Here is a 16,147-nt window from a genome sequence, read left to right as displayed (position 1 = left end):
AGCGGCTGAATGACGAAGAGGCGCCGCATCAGAACCCCAACGGCACGTCACGCGCCGATTCGAGATGATTGTAGCGAGGGGCGCGCGGCCCGGGCGGCCAGGCGAGGCCGCTGTAGGGAATCCCATCGCGTGAGAGCTGCGGATTGTAGGCAGGGTCCTCGTTGAGCCATTCACCCCAGCGCGCCCGAAGCAGATTAAGTTCATGCTCGAACCGGCCGCGCCGGTCGGCGCGATCATCCCGCCCGCGGCTGGCTGATTCGGCGTGAACCAACTTCGCATGCGGCGTGAAAACGATTCGCTTGCCCGCTTGGCGCAACCGCAAGCAATAGTCGACGTCATTGAAGGCGATCGCGAAGCGCGACTCGTCCATCCCGCCAACGGCAAGATAGTCTCTGCGTCTGGTGGCGAGGCAGGCCGCAGTCACGGCGCTGCATTCGTGCGCCACAAGGAGCTGATCGAGAAACCCGGGATCATCACCGAATCTATCGGTAAAAGCGTGAGTCGCCGCGAAATTCATTCCCAGGACGACACCGCCATGCTGAACGACGCCACCAGGCCAAGTCAGGAGCGCGCCGACCGCACCGACATCAGGCTCGGCAAGCCGCGTGAGCATCTCCTCGAGCCAGTCTTTGGAACTCGCCTCGATGTCGTTGTTGAGGAGACAGAGCACGTCACTGTCGAGTGTTGCTGCGGCGTGATTGTTCAGCCTCGCGAAATTGAAGGGACCTTCGACCCGCAAAGTCCGTACGCCGCGTCTCGCCAAGCCCGCAAGATAGGCGATCGTCTTGGGGTCGACACTGTCATTGTCGACAACGAGAATATCTGCGCGGCAGAACTCGACCGCCGGCGCGATGCTGTCGATACAGGTCCGCAAGAGCGGGAGACCGTCTCGGGTCGGGATGACCACTGTCACGCGCTGGTGCGGAATCGCTCGACCAATTCGAACCGCAGGAAACAGGTTAACTTGTTGCGGGGTTACATCGGCACTGACGGCACGTGCGTCGAGGTGCATTTGGCTCGCCGCGGCGAGCAGACGGCTGGCGTACGTTCGATCGAGGTTAGGAAGCGTCGCCAGAGCTCCCGGCAGATGAAGGATGTTGTCCTCACGTGGACCAGCGTGATCGAGCAAGCAGTTGAAGAGGCGGTAAAGATTGTCGGGACGGGTCTCAAGGCCGGCGAGCAGGGCGTCTCGTCGTACAGCAAACAGATGCGCACAATAGCCTTGCTCTAGCATCCTTTCGTAATCGAATGCAGGAAAGGCCAGCGGCCAGAGCCGGCCATCCTCGGCGAGAAAATCGAGGTCGCCGTACAAGGCGATCGCCTCCGGATAGGCGTCGAATGCTGCGGCAATGCGGGCCAGGGCATTCGGCTCGAGCACCACACCCGCCATCGCGATGACGACGTGATGTGAATCGGATGCGGCGCTGTCCAGAAACTCCAACAGAGCGTCGCTGTCGACGGACAGTAGCTCGCCGTCAATCACGCCTGCCGTCCAGCTTTCGTGGGTCTGAATCGAGAGCGCGGCGAGCGTCTGCTCCGCGCCGGGCGCGCCGGCGACGACGACCGCGAGCGAAAGGCCACTTGCTCGCGGCATTGGCAGCGGGAAGCGATCGCACCAATTCACGTAGTCGGAGAACGGAAGCGAGGCGGGAATCAGTTGATCATACAGCTGACCGCGCAGGCGCTCGGCACCGTAGCCGCCGAGCGCGTCGATCATTCCGGCAAGGCCGTCGGGAAAGGCGACAAAGACGGCCGTCGATGGAATTGGCTCACCGTCCTCTCTGCGCAACGAAACGCGGTGAACGCGGCCGTCGGCAAAGCGTCGCGGGGCGTGGAAATCAAAGGCGCGCGCATTCCGGTGTGCCGCAGCTTCCCCAACATGCGTCCAAGCGGTTGCATTAACCTGAGCGACGGCCTCTCCGTCGACGATTGCCTCCAGAAAGAGCGCGGAGTCGCTATCGATCCAGCCCTGGAAATGGAGGCCGCCGAGCCAGCGCAACTGGCACGTTTTGCGCAGATCGGCGCGATTTGCGCCCTCGCTCTCCAAATTGACCGATTGGCCGACAGGCGTGCCGAGATTGGCCAGGCGGGCCTCGAGCGTGCGTGCAGCGCGCAGCAGATCGGGCTCAATCGTGATCGCGAATCCGCAACTCGCCTGGTGCGCTTGTTCAGCAAGCTCGGGAACGAAGGCGTCGGCATAGGTTGTGCTGAACACCAGGCCGTCGAGCAAAATTTCTATGCTATAGCGGCGCTCCGGCTCCTGGGCGTCGTAGACGAAGCCGGACAACGTACCATCGCGCGCGAGCTCGAGCCGGCTGACGAGCTTTGGTCTGATCGTCCGTTCGGATGGCTGGCGGGACAGACGCGACATGCTCAGGACCGCGCGACCCAGTCGACCACGAGATCGGCAAGCGCTGCCGCGTTCGCAATGGCAGAAATGGCAAGGTCGCCTTTGCGAGGCTTCAGCGCGCCGCCGGACCAGTCGCGGTAGGCGACTGGCCTCGTCGCCTGTCTGGCAGTCTCGACGAGAGGATGGCCGAAGACGGGCTGCTCAAAATCGGTGAGGATCCAGCCCGGATTGTGCGGTCTCAGGACATTGCCAAGTTCGTCCGCAGTAATCGCGCCCGTGACGAAGATATTGGGCCGTGACATCAGCCGATCATCGCCGCAGGTCGCCCCGGCGATAACGATCGGTAGCGATGGTTCGCGCCCCCACAGACAATCGGCCAATGTTTTTATCATGCGCATGGATGCGAGCGTTGGCGTCGAGGGAACGATTACAAGGGATTTATCATTGGCCGAGATCGGCGGCAGTGTCAGGAAACATGTGGGCCAGTCATGCAGCACGATCTTGCGATCGGGCCACCTGCTTTGGGCATAGGCCTCTGCCATTTTGCTGGGAACGAAAAGTGGAGTTGTGCAGGAGGGCAGGGAACCAATCTCGCCAATGCTCTCTGATACCAGCCAGCGATCGATCGGAACATCGAGGCACCGGATCAGCTCGATGAGCCGCGGCGGCGGGTTTGGCTCAAGGATCTCAATACGCATCGGGGATAGCCGCCTCAGGATGTCGCCAGAGCTGGCGAGATTTGCCTCTGCGTCGAACCTCAAACGCATGGTCTGCGGCAAACCTCCGTCGGCAGCTCGGAGATGAAGCACGTTGTTGTCCCGCGAGAGCAGGACCGTGCGCTCGCCATGCAGGCGGAGATGGCGTATTCGCGCGTCCGTTACGGCAGGGCAGGTCCGCTCGCCCGCGAGAACTAGTACCGATGGCTCAGCCGGCCATGGCAGCGCACGCTCAAGCGCGGCGCGCGCCGGCCGTAACGGATCGGCGATTTCAAAGGCGCGGCATTCCTCCCGGTAGTCTGGGAATCGCTGGTCTAAAAAGCTGAGATTGCGAAGCACGAGACCTCGCTTCTCCTCTTGAAAAGATTTCGAGCCGTGATGTCCGACATAGACCGACGGCGCGCAAACATTCCGGAAGCCGTTGGTCCGCGCGCGGAGGCAGAGATCGATGTCTTCGAGATAACCGCGATCGAATTTGTCCGAGAGCTCGCCCACACTGTCGAGGCAGGCGCGTGTAATATAGAGGCAAAATCCGATGCCGCTTGCGACATCGATCGCTTTCCCTGCATTCGTTGCGCTGGCGACGTGATCGATCGCGACAATCTCGTCATAGCGCTGCATCGGATTAACGTCGTTCGGCGTTGGAAAGGAAAAGATGTCGCCGTTGTTGGAAAGTGGTGTGACGGTTCCGATGTTTGGCGCCGAATACGCCACGTCGGCCAACCGATCGACGAAGCCGGGCGGAACGAGCGTATCGGAGTTGAGCAGTACTACGTCGCCCCTCTGGATCTCCTTCAGCGCCCGATTGATCGCGCCGACAAAGCCGAGATTGACCGGGTTTACGAGGAGACGAATCTTGCGTTTCGTCGCAAGCTCGCTCAGATGGCGCTGCAGCTCCACTTCCGGGCTGGCATCGTCGATGGCGAGAACCTGAAAGGCGTCCTTACCAGTTCCTTGTGGACGCCTTGCCTTGTCGAGGCTCTCGAAGCATTCGATCGTTGCCCGCGCATCTGCATAGACGGGGACGATAACGGTCGGCAGGTCGACGTTCGGGCCTATTCCAATGGAAGGATCGCGAGCGGCTCGGAGGTTCATCGTCGAAGTGAGGTTAGGCGCCACGCGTCGAACCTGGACGACGTCTTCGCCGCATCTCAGCGTCACGATTTGAGCTGTCGTGGACGGTGGCCGCCGAACCAAGAAGGTTGTTGCCTGCACATCTGCGCTCGCCAGCGCGTGAAACGGATTGGGTTCGAGAATGCTCGTCAGCGTGCCGTCTTCGGTTGCGAGGCTCACTTCGACGAAGAGGGCGTTGGTCCAGGCGACCCAGCCCGTCACGTGATTGTCGAACACAGAGCAGGCCGCCCAATGACGGCCCCCGGCACGCCGCAGCTCCGCGATGGCAGCTCGAAGGATGGCCAGATTGCCTTCGCGGCATATTAGTTGAGCGGCTGCGCCCAGTCGCCGTTCGTCGGCGGCCCACGCCAGCATCCGGCGGTTGGCGCCGACATCATAAGGATCGACAAGACGCGCCCGCGCAAGATCGGACAGCGCAGCTTCGGTAAGTCCGAGCCTCCAAGCAGCTTCGGCGCGGAGAACGAAGCAGTGAGCTGCTGGTGGAGGCGAAACTCGAATGCGTCGATCGGCGTATTTGTGCGCCGTCGCAAACTCCTGCGTAGTCAGCGCCTCGGCTGCGAGGCGTTCGAGCGCGATATGCGCGTGAGGCCCGACAAGCAAGGAAACATCGAGATTCTTGCGATGGTGGTCTAGCCCGGCCGAACGCTCACCCACGCTACGCGGCTCCATTTCGGATTGCCTCTAGCCGATGGAGCTCTCTTGGCGCGCCCGGCTGCGGAAGACGCGGACCCGGCTGGAGCCGACCGGCTTTGGTGACGGTTTTGCGGGAACGACGATATTGTCCGGGGCTGCTAACCGGTTGATGCCGATGCGAATGCCAACCAGAGGCTCGCGGCCGGTCGGCCCCGACAGCACGACGCGTTTGCCGAGGGCGCGCAAGGTCGGCGCGTTCAAGAACGTCGCTTCCGCCACGAACTCGAATCCCCCGGCGCCACTGATTTGCAGCACGACCCCTGTAATCGGTAAGGCTCGTCCACGCGTGCCCGCATAGGTCCCGAGCAACACCATTTTGCCGCTCCCCGCCTGGCCAATGGGGAATTGGACCGCATAGCGAATATCGAGACCCGCCGGCTTCTCCTGCCATTCAAGGGCAATTCCTTCGATGCGCGATGGCGCCGTTGGACCTGCAATCCATGCGTTAGACGCGACGACGACATCGCCGCGACCTGCGACGTGTCCGAGGATCTTGATACCGTCCACTGCAACATTTGCATGCACGGCCGCGCTCTCACCTTGCGCAGCGAGCGGCGCTCGGCCGGACTGAATCGGTTCGATACGAACCATCGCCGCGCGCGATCCCCCGGGTCGCATCGGCTCAACCTGAATCTGCAACATGCCGGGTGTGTTGACCCGAACCATCAGACCCGCATTCGGCTCCCAAAGTGTCGGCTCGGTTGCGTCGGGATGCATGATGAGCGCCATGCGCTCTTCATGTCCCCGCGTCGGTACAACCGTCACGCGCGGCGGCGAAGCGAGATCGTCCGCACTCTTGTAGCTCACGAAGAAGAGTCCCCGATCTAGGCTTACGACTTTCTGCTGCTCAACATCGGCCATCATTGCCCCCAATCAGATGAACGAGATATTTTTCTTCTCGCCTTAACGATCCTGCGTGATCGCCTGAGATTCGGAGCGTCGCTGCGACGAACCGGCCTCCTTAGGAAGGGCCCCTCAAGCGAATGGCGGGGACACCAATTCGGCAACAGAGATTGGCGCAGGTATTCAGTTTCTGCGCTGAGCAGCTCCGCTATCTGACGAAGCCTGTCATTCTCGCCCCTCAATAGCGCGATAACGCCAGCGATGTCATCGGCGTCGATCAAGTGGGAACGGCGGCATTGTGACTCAGAGTTGACGTGGGATTGCTTGGTACTCATCAGAATGCTCACAGTCCAACCGCATGTAAGCAGCTTATCAAACACAACACGGGAGGGAAACAACCAAAGCTGTCATGCGTTTGTCATGTTCACCTAATCTGTGACAGCAAAATACAATTCGAGCCCTGGAGAGCCGAAGGTGATACAGCAGTTTAGGATCGGGAACTGCCGATTGCACCCATTTGCGTTGATCACGCCCAGACCTTGCCGATGAAAATTCTGTTCGTTCACAACAATTTTCCGGCTCAGTACCGCAACATAGTGGCTGCCTTAGCCAGGGAGCCTGGCTTTGAACTTGTTGCCGTCGGCGCGCCGACTTCAAGATCGCTTCCATCCGTCAAATTGATCCGATATGCACTTCCAAAAGCTGATATCTCGGGAACGCATCCGTTTGCGCGACGCTTCGATATAGAGTGTCGGCGCGCGGAGCAGGTGCTGTACAGTCTTTCGAGCTTACAGATGTCCGGGTTCTCGCCTGATCTGATCCTCGCACACCCCGGATGGGGCGAGACCCTGCCGTTGCGCTCCATCTTTCCAAAGGCACGATTGCTCGTTTATTGCGAATTCTTTTACGGGGCCGAGGGGCGGGACATCGGGTTTGACCCGGAATTTCCGGTGCCCGGACTTGATGGCCACATTGGGCTTCACGTGAAGAATGCGACGACTCTGCTCGCGCTCGAGGATTGCGAAATGGGGATCTCGCCAACGAGATGGCAGAAATCCACCTTTCCCCCACATTATCAAAGCAAGATCGACGTGATCCATGAGGGCATCGACACTTTGCGCATGCGGCCGAACCCCCACGCGCGCCTGACACTACCGAATGGCCAGTACCTTCGCCCTTCCGACGAGGTCGTGACGTTTGTCGCGCGAAATCTCGAGCCGCTGAGGGGCTACCATATCTTTATGCGGGCGCTGCCGGAGATCTTGAGATGCCGGCCGAACGCGCAAGTCATCATCATCGGCAGGAGTGGCGTGTCCTACGGTCTGCCGCCACCGACGGGTACGACCTGGAAGTCAACCTTCCTTGCTGAGGTGCGTGATCGCCTCGACTTATCCCGTGTACATTTCCTGGGCGGCGTGGCGTATGAAACCTTCATTGCAGCCCTTCAGGTATCATCCGCACACGTCTATTTTACCTACCCTTTCGTACTGTCCTGGTCGATGTTGGAAGCGATGAGTGCGGGATGCCTAGTGATCGGTTCTGACACGGCGCCGGTGCGCGAGATCATCCGCTCCGGCGACAACGGTTTGCTTGTCCCATTTTTCGCGGTGGACGAGCTTGCTGAACGGATTATTGAAGCGCTGGCGCAGCCAACAAGGTTCTCCGAGCTGCGCGCGGCCGCCCGCCACCACGTGATTGATCATTATGATGCGGAGCAGGTCTGCGTGCCGCGGATGCGTCTTCTTCTGAATCAAAGACTGGGTGCGCCTCCTCCGGGCGGCACTTGCGTCTACGCACCGGCCGGTTGCAATGACGCATAAAGCCGCCGAATGAGCCGCACTTCTGACCAGACCTGCATGTGTGGATGGCTGCCGCGGTGCAAGGGTTTTGTTTGAGCAATGCGCGAAAAGTTGGCGGCTTGCATGTGTCCGGCCTACGTAAGAGGCGGCACGTTTGGCCGCCGGCCCAGATGAGGAGAGCTGGCCCCGGTTGTTTGGACAGCGCCCCGCTGGATTTAAGTGGATTCCTGCCGGGTTATGCTGAACGCGGGGCTTTACGGTTTTGTCGTTGCGTCGGGAGGGCGTAGCCCGACCAGAGCGACGACAAAACCGTCGGCGACGGTCATGCGGCCATCACCATAGCTTGCGTGCCGAAGTAAGCCTCGTCGGGCGTGCGCCCGTCAAGGCTCGAGTGAGGGCGTCCCTGATTGTAGAAGGCCAGATACTTGGCAATTGACGCTCGCGCCTCGGACACGCTGTCGTAGGCGCGGAGATAAACTTCTTCGTATTTGACCGTGCGCCAGAGCCGCTCGACAAACACGTTGTCGCGCCAGGCGCCCTTGCCGTCCATGCTGATGGCGATCTTCGCGTCCAGCAGCACATCGGTGAACTCGAGGCTGGTGAACTGGCTGCCCTGATCCGTGTTGAAAATCTCGGGCCTGCCGTGCTTCGCCAACGCCTCCTGGACCGCTTCGACGCAGAAGGCCGCCTCCATTGTGATCGAGACGCGATGGGCCAGGACCCGTCGGCTGAACACATCGACGACCGCCGCGAGATAGACGAAGCCACGCCGCATCGGAATGTAGGTGATGTCCATTGCCCACGCATGGTCGGGCCGCTCGATCTTCAATCCGCGCAACAGGTACGGGTAGATCTTGTGACCCGGAGCCGGCTTGCTCGTGTTCGGGCGACGATAGACCGCCTCGATCCCCATGCGCTTCATCAGCGTCGCGATGTGGCGGCGACCGGCGTATACGCCCTCCCGCCGCAGCAACGATCGCAGCATACGCGCTCCCGCGAAGGGATAATCGAGATGCAGCTCATCGAGCCGACGCATCAAGGCAAGGTCCTCGGCCGAAACTGGCCGAGGTTCATAGTAGACCGTGCTGCGAGCCAGCTTCAGGACCTTCGCCTGGCGCACGATAGAAAGATCATGACCGCGGTCGATCATCGCTTTGCGCTCAGCAGGCCCGCCTTGGTGAGCGCGCCGGACAAAAAATCGTTTTCCAACGCCAGCTCGCCGATCTTGGCATGTAACGCCTTCAAATCGACCGGCGTCTCGGCCGATGTCTTGTCATGCCCAAACACGCCGGCGGCGCCTTCCAGGAGCTGGTTTTTCCAGATCGTGATCTGGTTCGGATGAACATCAAACAGCTGCGCCAGCTCCGCCAGTGTCTTGTCGCCTTTGACCGCAGCCAAAGCAACCTTCGCCTTGAATGCCGGAGAATGCGTCCGGCGGCTCTTCTTCGTCATCTTCGCTCCTGATTCGCAGCAAGAATCCTCGCCGCTGTCAGGCAGAAAATCTGAAATGGACCCCGGTTTTGGGACCAGAGGCTAAGTTGGAAAAGGGCCGCTCCGTTTGATAGACGGAGGGCATGATGACGAAGAAGACACGACGGAAGATCGACGCGGCGTTGAAGGCAAAGATCGCGCTGGAAGCGGTGCGGGAGCAGGCGACGGTGGCCGATCTGGCCCAGCGCTATGAGGTTCACCCGAACCAGATCTATGCCTGGAAGAAGCAGCTGCTGGACCAGGCGGCCCGGGCTTTTGACGCGGGTGTCGGGCGCGAGAGCGAGGAAACGCGCGAACGCGAGATCGAGAAGCTGCACGCCAAGATTGGACAACTGACAGTCGAGCGCGATTTTTTAGCGCGGAGGTCCGGAAGATGAGCACGCCGGACCGTCGAGGAATGCTCGATCGCGCCGACCAGGCGCTGTCGATCCGCCGGCAATGCATGTTGCTTGGCATCGCCCGTTCTGGGGTCTACCGGCCGCCACAGCCGGCCAACGACAACGACCTTGCCCTGATGCAGCGGATCGACGAGCTGTTCACCGCCTGGCCATTCCTGGGCTCGCGGCGAATGACCGCGATGCTGAAGGCTGAGGGGCTTCAGGTCAATCGCAAGCGCGTGCAGCGGTTGATGCGCAAGATGGGCATCGCGGCGCTGGGACCGAAGCCGAACACGACAAAGCCGGCGCCGGGCCACAAGATCTATCCCTATCTGCTGCGCAACATGACGATCGACCGGCCGAACCAGGTGTGGGCGGCCGACATCACGTATCTGCCCATCGGCCGCGGCTTTCTCTATCTCGTCGCCATCATCGACTGGGCGAGCCGTGCGGTTCTGGCGTGGCGGTTGTCGAATACGATGGACGTCTCGTTCTGCGTGGCGGCTCTGGAAGAGGCGCTGGCGACGTACGGCACGCCGGAGATTTTCAACACCGACCAGGGCAGCCAGTTCACCAGCGTGGCCTTCACCGGCGCGTTGGTGGGCGCAGGGATCAAGATCTCCATGGATGGCCGCGGTCGTTGGATGGACAATGTCTTCATCGAGCGGCTGTGGCGGTCGCTCAAGCATGAGGACATCTATCTCAAGGGCTATGCCGACGGCCGCGAGGCCAAGGCAGGGATCGCGAGCTGGATCGCCTTCTACAACGATCGTCGCCTTCATCAGTCCCTCGGCTATCGCACGCCGATGGCGGTCTGGCGCGAACGGATGCAGGCCGCGCAGGCTGTGGACATGGTGGACAACGCTGACGCGTTGACCACATGCCCACAGCAATTCCAGCAGACAGAGTCTCTGGCTGCGTGATAGAAAGGGATCAGGAGCGATCCGTTTCCAACTAACAAACCGGTTCAACCGGTCCCGCTCCGCGGGTCCATTTCAATCCACTCAAGCTACTGTCCGAATTTGCGGGGCCAGCTCTCTGGCCGAAGGACGAGGTCGCGCGAATCGCCGCAGCGGACGACCTGCACGTCTCGCCCTTGCGGGAAGACGCCGAATGGCGATCAGCGAGGTCACCACCATAACGCCCTGGGCGATCACCACGGTGGTCGCAACAAAGCTCGGTCCGTTGGCCTGGCCTTCGGCGACCGCTGCAAGTCCATAGAGCGGCACGATCGCTGCATTGCCGAGATGGAAGATGGCAAGCGCAAGCGCCAGCACCAGTAGCGGCTTGTGCTTTAGGAGGACGGACATGCCATCCGGCGGGTTCTTGCTCTCGTCTTCCTTGCTGCCGCGGGCCTGGCGATCGTCGATGGAGTTGGCCGGGATCATCAGCACGCAGGCAATCGCGATGGCGCCGAATACCGCCGCAAGCACGAATACGGCGACGTAGCCGAACTTGTAGCCGAGATAGCCCGACAGCGCCGCGCCCACCATGTTGCCGGCGTGGTTGAAGGCCTGGTTGCGGCCGTTCAACGCATTGAAGCCCTTTTGCCTGGCGATGCCGAGCGTGATGCCTGTGACCGCCGGCACGATCGCGGCGCTCGCGAGCGATTGCGCTACTTGCGACAACGTGACCGCCCAGAAACTTTGCGAGATCAGGATGATCGCGGACGCAAGCACCACGCAGATGCCGGGAATGACGGCCCACAGGCGCTTGTTGCGGCTCGAATCGATGAAGCCGCCGATCGGCGTTGTGACCAGCATGCCGGCGACGTTGCCGATCGTCAGCGCGGTGCCGATCAGTCCGGTCGCCCAGCCGCGCTCCTGGAGGAACACGCCGACGAACGGTCCGATGCCCGACTGCATGTCGGCCATGAAGAAGTTGACTGCGTAGAGGGGCCAGAGGCGGGGAGGGGAGCGCGATGCCATCGAGACGCTGAACGACTTCCGACAGAATGTGGTCCCGTACACGCAGGGCTGACAAGCTGCGATGACATGACCAGCCAATTGGCGCGGGGGTGGACCAGAGGATAACATGGGCCAATCGCGGTGGTTCCTCCGCCTCTGCGATGGGATGGTTACGGCGTCATCTCGTGGGTGCCCCTTGCTTCTCCTGGATCATGGCCATGCCTCTCTGGACCTGCGAAACCTGCGGCGCCCGATTTCAGACAGCGGAGATCCACCTGTCTCGTGCCTGATCTGCGAGGACGAGGGGCAATATGTGAATTGGAAGGGAAAGAGCCGGAGATCGGCCGCTGGGGTAAACGCCAGCGACGTAGGCGTCAGAGAGTCGATACCGGCCCGCGTCCGCAGCTCAGTTGGTAGCAGCGCCGCTGTGACATGGCGGAGGTCGGCCGTTCAGAACCCGTCCGGACGCACCACCCAATTCGCACTTTTAGCTCAGGGGTAAGCTTTGGGCTACGACGCGTTATGTCGCTACAGCTAAAGCCCTGCCGTCACAGATTTTTGCTCAGGATACCTTCACCTACACAACGGTTGATGGTCATGGCGGTAGCGACACCTCCACCCTGACGTTTTCCGTTTTTGATCCTTCCTTCACCTATAAAGCCGGCTCAAACACCATCTTGTGGGGCGATAACGGGAAGAGCGCGCTCGACGGATCTGCAGGCCATGCTGTTGCATATGGCGGCAAAGGCACTGACGTGCACTGATCGGCGGTAAAGGCGACATCCTGGCTGGAGGCAAGGGGCCCGATCAATTTGTTTTCCGGCCTGAGTCTGGTGCCAACACCATTCTCGACTTCGATGTGAAGAACGATCATCTGCAGTTCGACGACTCCATTTTCAATTCGGTTAAGAGCATCTTGGATCATACGACCAACACGGCCTTACTCCTACCGCTCGAACGCCGGCCGCACTCGCTTCTTCTTCGGAGTGAACGTGGGGCCTAATCGAAAGGTCGGGATATGGAAACGACCAATCGAATATCGGACCACATCGACCATAAGACTGCCCGCTCGATCTGTGACGAGGTGGGTGACAGATTGCAACAGAATTTATCTCTCGAAGCCTCGCCTCTGCCGCCCTATCTCGAACGTCTAGTCGATGAGTTGCTCAAACAGGAGCGTCCTCCAATTGATGGCGTCGCAGCGCCCGCTAACCGTTTCCTTCATGCGACGCGGCGGGTAGCCGCGGCCGTCCGTCTGAGCGCGTAAAGAAGAAGCCGTCGCCGTTCCAAACCGGCGTCGGCTTTTCCGCTAATGAGGCATTCCAGGCCCCGGCCGCGCCGGACGCCATGAGGACGTGCTTGTTCAGTGAACGGGTCAAGCCGCGTTTCCCCTGTTGGCACATCAGCGAAGTAGCCGCGCACCTCGTTGAGGTCCGCTCAGTAAGGCATGGCGGGCTAGATTTGCTTACGTTGAGTTCTTCGCATTTTGACCCAACTCGGACTCCGCCTAATAATTCGCGTTAGTTTACGCGGCGCGTTCCTCCTTGTCTGACTGCCCCCCGACAGTGGTCGTGGTTTCTTCCAACCCCTTTTCGTAATTGCCCGCGAACCTCTTGATGCTGTTGGCCCACATCCTCAGCATTGAGACCTGAATGTGCATAATCGGCTTCAAGGCATTCATGCCGATTGTTGTCACTGCGGTCATGCCCCGTTGTGAGTCGCGCGCGAAGCGGTTTGCATTGCTGTTCGCTCCTTCGCTCTGGTGTTATGGCCTAAAGCTACGTGTCAGGTTGTGCACTGCGTGACGCTGAAAACTCGGCCAAAACTTGATCTGCCGCGAGTCTCGCACATCGGTCGTCATGCAATTCGTCGAGTTTTCTCAAATAGGCAACTGCCGCTATTTGCAAGAGATCGAAATCATCTTCGCCGGTATCGCGAAGATGGGCGACGTAGCGATAGAGGGCGGAACACCTGTCGTCGTTCTCGCTGATGCCGCTGTGGAGCAGCAAGTAGTTCCGCCACGCGAACGCGCACGCACCATCTACGGCCTGAGATGTCATGGGCGTCTCCCAAAGTCAGAAAGACTGACGATCCCTTTCGTTCCGCGAATCTCGCAGATGTAACGTTGTTCCGTAGTTGCGCCGCAAGATGGACTACACGCGGGCGATGTCGATCGCTGCACATAACGGTCAATGCGATTGGCTGTTCGAAAAGCGTCGAGCTCGGGCGCGCCGCTGGGGCGTAGCGGACGAGATTTGCTCACGCTGAGTTCTTCGCCTTTTGACCCTGGCTGTTCTCTAATTCCGGGCGTGGGGTCAAGCTCTCCTTGAACATCCTTGCCGGGTCCATGGTTCTCTCCGCGGTAGGGGCGTGCCCTCCGCATGATGGCGTAAGATGACGCTGGCGGATCAATGTGTGAAGCGCGCTTTGCTCTTTCGAGCGTCGCAAAGCCAGGGGCGATCTCACCAACGCCAGCGTCCCGGCAGGGACGTTCGCTCCCGCTGGTCGGCGGGAACTCGTTATCCTTTATACAGGTTGCCCAGCAGCATCCTTTGATGACCATTTGAATTCGGTACCATCGATCCACATCCGATGCAGAATGACGGCAAGTTTGCGGGCAACCGCAACCTTGGCTTTGCGTAGCCCGCTTCGTTTCGCAAGCCGAATGCCCCACGCCTTGAGTGCTGACCATTTTGCTACGCGTGTGAGCAGCACATTGGCCGCCTCGTAGAGGTAACCTCGCAGCATCTTATCGCCGCATTTCGAGATTCGGCCCGTCCAGTCAATCTCGCCGGATGCGTATCGGCGGGTCGTTAGCCCTGCGTAGGCTCCGACGCTTCGTGATCTCTTGAAGCGAGCGGGGTCATCGATCGTCGCAAGGAAGCAAAGGGCCGTGACCGGGCCGATGCCAGGAGCCGTCATGAACCCACGCACCTGAGCATTATTGCGAGCCAGCCGCAGCACCTTGCGGTCAAGGTCCACAATCTGTTGCTCGATGGCCTCGCGTGCCTTCAGCAGTGGATCTACCGCGGCAAAAAGCTCTGACCGATCTTCGGCCAACTGCGCGGCGCGCACAGCAAACATATTCATCTTTGCTCGTCCGATGACGAGGCCAAGATTCTTGAGGAGCCCCCGGATTTGATTTTCGATATCCCGCTTGACCTTGACGAGCAGAGCTCGACTGACGAGAAGAGCTTTGGTCGCATGACTATCGAGATCTTTGACGCAAACCTCCTTGTACCAACCACATTGCATGATACGGGCTATGCCCGCAGCGTCATTTCGGTCGCTCTTGTTGATCTGCATCTTCAGAACCGCCTTCGCATGCCTGGCGTCAATGCAGACGATGGGCAACCCCATCTTATCCAGCTCGGTCCACAACCATGTCGGTGTTGCTCCGGTCTCGAGTCCAATCCGAACGACGTGTGGCGCATGCAATTTGATGAACGTCGCGATCGCCTCCGGGGCAGAAGCAACCACTCCTTCGCGCTCGACCTTTCCTGCCCGATCGACGACGCAGATCGAAGTCAGTTTCAGCGATACGTCTAATCCGACATAGTGTTCCATTACCTCTCTCCTTCATTGCAAGGCCCTGAGGGAGGGCCTCGTCGATTCCAAGAGAGCTGATTCCCAAAGCCTGAGTATGGCTCGAGCCCGGAATTACCCCATGTGTGAAAACGCCGTGCCCTGTTAGGATTCTCTCGTGATTCTGCGGGAGGAATCGATGAGACGCTTCGTTGAAGAGGCGGATCGTGGGCAATGGACGCTGTTGCCTGAATGCCTCGATGATTTCATTGACGAGAGCAATCCGGTTCGGGTGATCGATGTGTTTGTCGAAACTCTCGAATTGGCCGAGATGAGCTTTGAGGGAGTGAAGCCAGCGGCGACGGGTCGGCCGTCGTACCATCCCTCGGTTCTCCTTAAGCTTTACATTTACGGCTACCTGAACCGGGTTCAGTCGGGCCGGCGGCTGGAAAGAGAGGCCGGACGCAATGTCGAGGTGATGTGGCTGTTGGGTCGGCTTGCTCCAGATCACAAGACGATCGCGGACTTCCGCAAGGACAACGGCTTGGCGCTGCGCAAGGTCTGCGCGCGCTTCGTCGAGCTTTGCCGTGACATGGGCCTTCTCGCCACGGCGAGCGTCGCCATCGATGGCAGCAAGTTCAAGGCCGTCAACAACCGGGACAAGAACTTTACGCGGGCAAAGGTGGAGCGGCGGCGTGCCCAGTTGGGGAGAGTGTGGCGCGATATTTGAGCCAGCTCGACACGGCCGATCGGCAAGAGCCGACGGAGGCGCTGGCTGCAAAGGTGTCGAGGCTTAAGGAGAAGCTGACGAAGCTGAAGGACGAAATGGGCAAGCTTGCCGTCTACGAGAAGCAGATGCGCGCTTCGCCTGACCAGCAAATCTCGCTGACCGATTCCGACGGCCGTTCGATGGCGACGAGCGGCCGCGGCTCCGGGGTCGTCGGCTACAACGTGCAGGTCGCCGTTGATACCGAGCACAGGCGCCGACCCAGTCCACGCCGACGAGATGCTCCCTCGACCACGATCAGAAGCTCCATCAAAAGGTATCATCAAGCGGATGAACGGCGGCTGGCGTGTCACAGACAAGGGGCGCTCGGTTCTCGAGATTATGGAGGCGCGGTCCGCACCCGCCCAAGCAACGGAGTTAACTCCCGTCCGCGCCGTCGAGGAGCCGACGCTGGCCACGACTCTGTCACCGATGCCTTCGATAGCGCTAGTTCGGCGCAAGCGCGACCGAAACCGGCGCCAGCGGGACACTGTACGGCGAAGACAAACGAACGCGTCCTAAGGAAGGTCGGTCGGGGCTGGACTC

Annotated in this window: 9 protein-coding genes and 3 pseudogenes; 4 read left to right on the top strand and 8 right to left on the bottom strand. The window is 60.3% G+C overall.

Annotated elements, in window-relative coordinates; genetic code table 11:
• Positions 1–28 precede the first annotated feature (28 nt).
• Genes ACFLEY_RS48435 through ACFLEY_RS48425 form a run of 3 tightly spaced genes read right to left on the bottom strand, consistent with a single transcriptional unit; the run spans position 29 to position 5,757 of the window.
• Positions 29–2,371 carry a glycosyltransferase family 2 protein gene (locus ACFLEY_RS48435; RefSeq protein WP_038945154.1) on the bottom strand — a complete coding sequence of 781 codons (2,343 nt, stop codon included), beginning with the start codon at positions 2,369–2,371 and terminating at the stop codon, positions 29–31.
• A gap of 2 nt (positions 2,372–2,373) precedes the next feature.
• Positions 2,374–4,854, bottom strand: coding sequence for a glycosyltransferase family 2 protein (locus ACFLEY_RS48430; protein ID WP_208089652.1), 2,481 nt, complete (start codon positions 4,852–4,854; stop codon positions 2,374–2,376).
• Between the two features lie 27 nt (positions 4,855–4,881).
• Positions 4,882–5,757, bottom strand: a complete 876-nt coding sequence (locus tag ACFLEY_RS48425) for a hypothetical protein (protein WP_028153754.1) — start codon at positions 5,755–5,757, stop codon at positions 4,882–4,884.
• A gap of 524 nt (positions 5,758–6,281) precedes the next feature.
• Between ACFLEY_RS48425 and ACFLEY_RS48420 the strand changes: the two genes are divergently transcribed.
• Entirely contained in the window at positions 6,282–7,556 is a 1,275-nt protein-coding gene (locus ACFLEY_RS48420) for a glycosyltransferase family 4 protein (RefSeq protein ID WP_049807991.1), read from the top strand.
• Positions 7,557–7,857: 301 nt separating this feature from the next.
• On the opposite strand, the gene ACFLEY_RS48415 is transcribed toward ACFLEY_RS48420, so the two are convergent.
• Positions 7,858–8,987, bottom strand: a protein-coding gene (locus tag ACFLEY_RS48415) for an IS3-like element ISRj2 family transposase (protein ID WP_086023025.1) whose coding sequence is annotated in 2 segments (ribosomal slippage) — positions 7,858–8,735 and positions 8,735–8,987 — 1,131 coding nt in all. Because the reading frame shifts where the segments join, the coding sequence is not laid out codon by codon here.
• A gap of 125 nt (positions 8,988–9,112) precedes the next feature.
• Here ACFLEY_RS48415 and ACFLEY_RS48410 point away from each other — a divergent pair.
• Positions 9,113–10,326 (top strand): IS3 family transposase gene (locus tag ACFLEY_RS48410; RefSeq protein ID WP_244433177.1). Its coding sequence is split into 2 segments (ribosomal slippage): positions 9,113–9,389 and positions 9,389–10,326, totalling 1,215 coding nucleotides; the frame shifts between segments, so codons are not numbered across the junction.
• A 171-nt stretch (positions 10,327–10,497) separates the two neighbouring features.
• Here the strand turns inward: ACFLEY_RS48410 and ACFLEY_RS48405 are convergent.
• A pseudogene (locus tag ACFLEY_RS48405) lies at positions 10,498–11,331 on the bottom strand (MFS transporter); the annotation flags it as partial.
• A 197-nt stretch (positions 11,332–11,528) separates the two neighbouring features.
• Here ACFLEY_RS48405 and ACFLEY_RS48400 point away from each other — a divergent pair.
• Positions 11,529–11,644, top strand: a pseudogene (locus ACFLEY_RS48400) (MBL fold metallo-hydrolase); the annotation flags it as partial.
• A gap of 1,191 nt (positions 11,645–12,835) precedes the next feature.
• On the opposite strand, the gene ACFLEY_RS48395 reads toward ACFLEY_RS48400, so the two are convergent.
• From ACFLEY_RS48395 to ACFLEY_RS48385, 3 genes are all read right to left on the bottom strand, one after another.
• A complete protein-coding gene (locus ACFLEY_RS48395) occupies positions 12,836–13,015 on the bottom strand; it encodes a hypothetical protein (protein ID WP_060913195.1) in 180 nt (59 codons plus the stop codon).
• Between the two features lie 73 nt (positions 13,016–13,088).
• Positions 13,089–13,370: a hypothetical protein gene (locus ACFLEY_RS48390; protein ID WP_082757289.1), complete on the bottom strand. Its 282-nt coding sequence runs from the start codon at positions 13,368–13,370 to the stop codon at positions 13,089–13,091.
• Between the two features lie 466 nt (positions 13,371–13,836).
• A complete protein-coding gene (locus ACFLEY_RS48385; RefSeq protein ID WP_396605030.1) occupies positions 13,837–14,877 on the bottom strand; it encodes an IS110 family transposase in 1,041 nt (346 codons plus the stop codon).
• A gap of 157 nt (positions 14,878–15,034) precedes the next feature.
• Between ACFLEY_RS48385 and ACFLEY_RS48380 the strand changes: the two are divergent.
• Positions 15,035–15,813, top strand: a pseudogene (locus tag ACFLEY_RS48380) (transposase); the annotation flags it as partial.
• Between the last annotated feature and the right edge of the window lie 334 nt (positions 15,814–16,147).

The sequence above is a fragment of the Bradyrhizobium sp. YCK136 genome, from assembly GCF_044570075.1.
GTDB classification, from domain to species: domain Bacteria; phylum Pseudomonadota; class Alphaproteobacteria; order Rhizobiales; family Xanthobacteraceae; genus Bradyrhizobium; species Bradyrhizobium diazoefficiens.
This window is presented reverse-complemented; position numbering and strand designations above follow the sequence as displayed.